The sequence below is a fragment of the Nonlabens sp. genome, assembly GCF_965660805.1.
In the GTDB taxonomy this organism is placed as follows: domain Bacteria; phylum Bacteroidota; class Bacteroidia; order Flavobacteriales; family Flavobacteriaceae; genus Nonlabens.
The window spans coordinates 1-6,793 of record NZ_CBFIBE010000064.1; the positions used below are offsets into that span (position 1 = coordinate 1).

General features: G+C 36.9%; 6 protein-coding genes. All 6 read right to left on the reverse strand.

Annotation, left to right across the window (positions count from 1 at the left end; translation table 11 throughout):
* Positions 1-163: 163 nt before the first annotated feature.
* On the reverse strand, positions 164-1,555 hold the full coding sequence (locus ACTF48_RS10675; RefSeq protein ID WP_438963145.1) for a sugar transferase: 1,392 nt from the start codon (positions 1,553-1,555) through the stop codon (positions 164-166).
* Between the two features lie 29 nt (positions 1,556-1,584).
* A complete protein-coding gene (locus ACTF48_RS10680) occupies positions 1,585-2,601 on the reverse strand; it encodes a glycosyltransferase family 4 protein (protein WP_438963146.1) in 1,017 nt (338 codons plus the stop codon).
* Positions 2,598-3,974: an O-antigen ligase family protein gene (locus ACTF48_RS10685; RefSeq protein ID WP_438963147.1), complete on the reverse strand. Its 1,377-nt coding sequence runs from the start codon at positions 3,972-3,974 to the stop codon at positions 2,598-2,600. Before ACTF48_RS10685 ends, ACTF48_RS10680 begins: the two co-directional genes overlap by 4 nt.
* On the reverse strand, positions 3,974-5,041 hold the full coding sequence (locus tag ACTF48_RS10690; protein ID WP_438963148.1) for a glycosyltransferase family 4 protein: 1,068 nt from the start codon (positions 5,039-5,041) through the stop codon (positions 3,974-3,976). The genes ACTF48_RS10685 and ACTF48_RS10690 overlap by 1 nt, the downstream gene beginning before the upstream one ends.
* Positions 5,038-6,348: a glycosyltransferase gene (locus ACTF48_RS10695; RefSeq protein ID WP_438963149.1), complete on the reverse strand. Its 1,311-nt coding sequence runs from the start codon at positions 6,346-6,348 to the stop codon at positions 5,038-5,040. Before ACTF48_RS10695 ends, ACTF48_RS10690 begins: the two co-directional genes overlap by 4 nt.
* A partial coding sequence (locus ACTF48_RS10700) for a serine O-acetyltransferase (RefSeq protein ID WP_438963150.1) occupies positions 6,345-6,793 on the reverse strand: 449 nt, incomplete at its 5' end. The genes ACTF48_RS10700 and ACTF48_RS10695, both read right to left, overlap by 4 nt.

Consider the following 6,793-nt stretch of genomic DNA (forward strand, 5'->3'; position numbering starts at 1 on the left):
AGCTTAGGCTATGCTTTAATTTTCTTTATCATCTAGTCAAAAAATAATTCAAATTAAGAATACGGCATTAGAAACATTAATTGGTATAAATTGAACAAGTCTATAGAATGATTCTATATATACCCATGCTGGTAAATACTAGCAGACCTAGTTTCAGTTTCTACTACTGACCTTTAAAAAACACGATGGTACTCAAGGTTTTTACAACAATTCTAAAATCTAGAAAAACACTACGATGTTTAATATAATAAAGGTCGTATTGTAATTTTTTTAGGCTATCTGCTTCAGTTTCTCCATACTTAGTCTTTACTTGAGCCCATCCTGTAAGTCCAGGTTTCACAACATGTCTAGTCTCATAAAACGGTATTTTTTGCGAAAGTTCTTTTACAAAAACAGGTCGTTCTGGTCGTGGTCCTATAATGGACATTTCGCCCATAAGGATATTATAAAACTGTGGAAATTCATCAAGTCTGGACTTTCTTAAAAATTTTCCAAATGAAGTAATGCGGCTGTCATTCTTTGAAGCAAACTGAGCACCGCTAGCCTCAGCATTTTTAATCATCGTACGGAATTTAAAAATCTGGAAGGATTTACGATTCTTCCCTACTCGTACTTGCTGATAAAATAATGGACCTCTATTCCCTATCAAGTTTCCTAAAAAAATAAATGGAATCAATACCATTCCAATACCTAAACCGATTATCGAAAAAATGACATCAAAAAACCTATGACTTACTAAGTAAAGTTTATTTTGATTACTTCTAGCAAATGGAAAATATTTATAAAAATCCTTACCTACATTTTGAACAGGAACACGATCTGTAATCTCTTCATAAACCTGACTATATTCTCTAACTGAAAAGCCATTTTCTACCAGTTCAATCAACCAGTCGTAAAGCTGCGTGGTAATACCTTCTACATGAGAAGATGCGATAACAATCTCACTTACTACTTGACTTTCTAACCGTTCTTTTGCCTCTTCAATGGTGAGTACCTGGAAACGATCATCGTGGCCTATGTGTAATTCTTTATCAGTATTAATGTAGCCGGTTATTCTATAATTAGGATCTGCCTCTTGAAGAGTTTCTGCCACTTGATCTGCATCATCAGCATCGGCTATAATCAAGATGTTTTTATAAAATCGCGAACTAGAAAAAAGCTTAATATATAAGGCACGCCATATTAAAAGTGATAAAGCTATAGCCAGATAGAAATATAGAATTTGTAATCTATTCTCTGGTAGCGATGGTGTGAAGAATGGCGTTAATAAATAAACCAATGATGTCACAGAGCTGGTAAATACTACTCCTCTTAAAGTAGCTGCTATACGACTTGCCCTCTGTAAATGATATAACTCAAAAACAGTAGCAAAAAACAACAAGTAAACTCCTAAAACAACAATCCATAACCAGTGCTCCTCGTTAATCTTAAAGTAGTCAAAGTCAAAGATTGTCCCCACTACATGTAGCGCAGCTAAAACTACTACCACATCTATTACACGCAATAAAACTTTGCGCTCTGATATTTCAAAGTGTATGGATCCTGACTGGGACATGGTTTCCTTTAAGAATTATAAAGATAAGGTTACCCTTTTAATAATTGCAACCAAGACTGCTTTACTTTATGCCAGGCAAATTTTTCAGCATCACCTCTAGCGTTTTGTACCACCGATTTAACATCTACATCTTGCCCTACGAGAGACCTTATCCATTGCGCCGCTTCCAGTGCCTGATTTGGTTTCACTAAAAACCCGTTAACTCCATGATCAATTAAATAAGGTATACCACCCACATTTGTTGATATTACAGGTAACCCTAAGGCCATAACTTCTATGAGGCTTACGGGTAAATTATCAAAATGAGAAGTATTAATAAAAACATCATATTCTTGACTCATTTCGATCCAGTCTGTTTTATCCAGTAAACCCGTAAACTCCACGTTAAGATGCTTTTGTACTGCTATAGAAACACAGCTTTTCATAGCTCCATCCTTATCGGGTCCTATCATACATAATTTTGCATCTGGATAATCTACGGCTAAATGTTCTAGTATTTCAAGTGCCATTTCTGGATTATAAATCTCAGCAAAGGACCTTACCCATAAAATTTTGGGTCGTAAAACTGTACGCGGTTTAAATGAATACTGGTTTAAATCGATATGATTTGGGATGTTGATCAGTTGTTGAAATCCCGCTTTCGCGAAAGCGTCTATCAAATAATCACTGGGACTCACAACCCGATATGCGTTTTCTATAAATGTCTTTAATGCATTAGGATTCTTCACCAATCGTTCGGGAAGATTACCACCATGCAAAATAGGTATATAATTAATATGCAACAACTTACACAACCTACCGATGATTATAGCATACCAAAAATTACGTGTGCTATAGGTATCAATAAGCACATAGTTAGCCCATTTTCTATTAAGAAAAATCGCTCTCATCATATGTAATAATCGAGCACTTACATTCTGAATGGAAGAGGCATAACGCAAGTGAAAACCTTCTTGCTGTAGTAAAGGACCTAGTGCGTCTATGGTAGTGACTGTACGACCTTTACCGGCAAGTTTATTTCCTATATAGAGGATATTCTTGCTCACGTAGATACAAGTTTAGGTTGTTGTGCAGTAGCTGGTTTTAATTTCTTAACCTTATTAGGTGTTTTTACATAAAGTAACGCCATTCCATAAAAAAAGGCAGGTGCAGCGATTCTCATAGCACTGTGATTAATGGTAGCGATCCAGAAAATTAAAAACGCATAAAAATAAATATTCCCTCGATGAAAAAGTCTGAAAAACAACGGCGTAAAAACCAGAACAAATAAAGAAAAGATGCCAATGGAACCATGCTCTGATAACAACCTACTGGTTTCGTTATGTGAAGCTGCAATAATTCCATCCTTCTGAGCTCTGTAATATTTTACCTGTCCAGCACCTATTCCAGCGATAGGGTTTTCAAAAAAGGCCTCTAGTTCAATAGAAATTAATTCAACTCTACCCGTTGATAAATCATCTTTTGCCCTACCAGCAGCATCTTCATTTGCATACCGTTTATCGATGAGTCCATTTGTAACTAAAGAAGTAAAACCCCATGCCATTATTAACCCTACGGCTATCACTGCTAGTTTAGGAATAAACGATACTTTAAACTCGCTACGTTTTAATAGAAATAAGGTCCCGATTACCGCAATAATCATTAAAAATGCGGTATAAACTCCACCACGTGAAAAAGTTACCCAAGCTCGATAAGTCATGGCTAAAAAGAGCGTAATATCTAATACATTAATCCATAGATTTTTAACTCTTAAAAACCTGACAAAGGTGATAAACATCCCTATTCCTAATACGGTAGCTACTTGATTAGGACCATAACCTCCAGAAGTGGCAAAGTTTGAAGCGGTATTAGTAACCACGTCTCTAATATCAGGTGTAACTAGAAATAAATAAGTCGTAGTCATGACTATAGGACCTACGGCTAGTTTTAAAATTTGATCTAATCGTGCGCTCTTAATAGGTCTCTGGTAACAATAAATAGCGGTTATACCTAATGTCACTGGTCCACTTAGATTAAAGGCAACCGCTTTGCGCAGGCTCTCACCTATAGGTATGTTTCCAGCAGCGATAACTATACTGGGAACCAGCAGTAATAAGTAAAAAACGTAAGGAATAGATTTTAAAGAAAAACCGCGCATCACAATTCCTAGAACCATAAAAATAATCACGAGATACTTCATGAACTCATAGAAGATTAGCGCACTATTCATTCTTAAAAACACCTCTAAAGTTACCAGGTAAGCACAAGCTAGAAGAGCCTCCTGACCGGTGTCTTTTTGAAGCAGCACTCGCAATCCAAAATAACAGATAGCAGCATAAAAAAATAAAGGAATCAAAAATGGAAGCGCAATCATGAAGATGGTCAGTATAATATGACCAGCTATGAGCAACGGATATGGTAACTTCTCAAATTGAATCATTAAAGCGTACTATAAAACTTCTCTAGTTCTTTTATGTAAGAATGAGCTCCAAAGGTAGTGATTACATGGTTTTGAAACGATGCTGCCATCATTTTTGCTTGGTTAGGATTTTCAATGTAATCAATTATGGCAGCAGCAAGTTCATTAGTATGAGCCGGTGCAACTGTAATCCCATGACCAGCAAGCACTTCTTTACAAGCTCCTACTTCTGTGGCGATTACTGGCAATCGAGCCATTCCATACTCTAGTAAAGCCACAGGTAACCCTTCAGATATGGATGATAAAACAGCTATATCAGTATTACAAAGTATAGCGGCAGTATCACTTCTCGAGCCTAATAAATGAACATGATTATAAAGATTTTCTTCTTGAATAGTACTTTCTATATTTCTAGAATAATCATCTTCAAAATCTTTTCCCACGAGCAGTAATGACCAATCGGGATAGCTTTTTTGAACTATTTTAAAGGCTTTAAGTAAAGTGAAGTGATCTTTTTGAGGTCTTAAGTTTGCTAGATGAACGATACGTTTCCCTTCTATTCCAGGTAGTGCTACATGAAGTTGCTGATCCTTTTGAATAGAAACAAAGTTGCGCAAATAAATTACTGATACTGATTTCAATTGCTCCTGTGCCCATGTTTTAAGGGTTTCATTAACACTTATGATTCCGTTAAAAAAACGCGAACATTTTTTTAAAACTCTGGCGTTACGATCTGCTACTGCCTCTGCATTACCATAGTGATCATGCCAGACTAGTTTAATAGATGGCAACCACCATTTAATTACAGTAGCGGTAAAGAAAGAAGTGCTATGAGCGTGAATAATTTCAATATTATTTTTAACCACATAAGTCTTGAGCTTAGTCATGGCTTTTATGCCTAGTTTGCCTTTTTTTTCTAAAAAAATATAACCTACTTTTTCATCTATTGTAGGTCTTAAAGATCCTTCTCTTCTGGTAGTACACAAATGAGACTCATGTCCAGCAGCCAGCAACTCGTTTGCTATTTGAACCGCCATACGCTCTGCTCCACCAGCATCGAGACTGTCTATGATCTGGATAACTCTCATGAACTACTATCTTTTAATAATTCCTGTATCGCTTTTTCAAATTCATCTAAAGTATATTGCTGCGACCACTTAGACGCTTGTTGTGACATCTCATCTAGCTGATCTGGTTCTTGTAAATATACCTGTATTGTTGCTGTAGCTCTTGATAAGTCGTCGATTAATATTCCTCGTGACTTATTCTCAAGAGCTGGATGTTCCATAAAATCGTTCTCGACTGTGCTCGAGCTGACATTACCGAAACCTTTCCCTAACCCTAAAGGGTAGGTTTCTTTTAAAATTGAACTCGAACTCGAACTCGAACTAGCATTGCTCGTTCTACTATCGTTTGGAATTTGGGATTTGGGATTTGGAATTTGGAAGTTTTCAAATCCAAGCATCCACGGAACGCAGCTTACTTTACTTGCTATGGGAATACAGCCCCAGAACATGGCCTCTGCAACGGCCTTGGGCCAGCCTTCACTTTTTGATAACAAGAAAGAGAAATGTGCTGTTTTATACGCCTGTGTCACTACTTCTAACGGTTGATTTCCATGCACGGTAACACCGCTAGTCATGTCTAATTCCTTGATCCGTTTGATCACAGTTTCCTTTAATGGTCCATCTCCATAGAGGTCTAAACTGATATCTATTTCTGATTTACGCAGTTCATGAACCATTTCTAGCACTTGTAGCGGTCGTTTATTGTCGCTTAAAGTACCTACATAAACCGCTTTTAATGCTCCTGTGTAATTTCGTTCTATGATGGGCTTTTTGTCTTTTTCATGGTATGAAGCGGTAAAAAAAGGTATGATGTTGTTGCTTTGGTTAGGCCATTGCCCATAGACTAACACTTTAATGTTCTTTGTCCATCGTTCATTGGATAGTATTTTTTTTTGCAAGCGGTATGCAAGTGGTTGAGTTGCTTTAGGATCCCAATTCCCTGCATATTTTGCGCTTTTTGTTTTACTAGGAAAAAACATCTGTGCGATACAAGCTAGTAAGGCTAGATTCCCTGGGCAACGTAGATGGATGTGATCCGCTTTCGCGAAAGCGAGACACAACATAACAAACTGGTAAGGAATATTACATAGAGACCAGATAGCATTAAAAAAAGCATGAAACTCCAGTCTTCTAAGGGAATTTACAGTGAAATCTTGTTTTGCAAACGATTGCGTTAACAGCGGTTTATGGTAAATTGTAGGGCAAATAAAAGTCGTGTGATCCACATATTTCATCCACAAATCCATTTCCCTGACGTAAGGTGCGTAGGCCTCTTTTTTACCGTTACGAGTTAATACAGGTGCGTCTGAAATGATGAGAAGTCTCATAAAATATAGTCGGCTGAATCGTTATCACTTACTTTAATGGCTGGAACACCTACTACTGTAGTTGCTTTTTCTACATCTTTTACCACCAGACTATTTGCTCCTATAACGGCATTATCGCCTATAGTTATTTTACCAGCTATAGTTGCATTTGCTCCTATATAAACCTGATCTCCTATAATGGGAACGCCACGATGTTCACCACGACCGCTTACTCCTATGGTTACACCTTGTGAAATATTACAATTCTTACCGATTACGGCATTTGCATTAATTATGATTCCAGAATGGTGACCTATATAAAAACCTTCGCCAATCGTTGCACTATAAGGAAGAGTAATACCTGTGAGAACCTCAACGGCTTTCAACTTTAAAACTCCTATACCCAGTAAAGGCCATTTTAAAATTTTAGGCAAAGAAGATGTATAAACCCAATTGAAAAAACGAT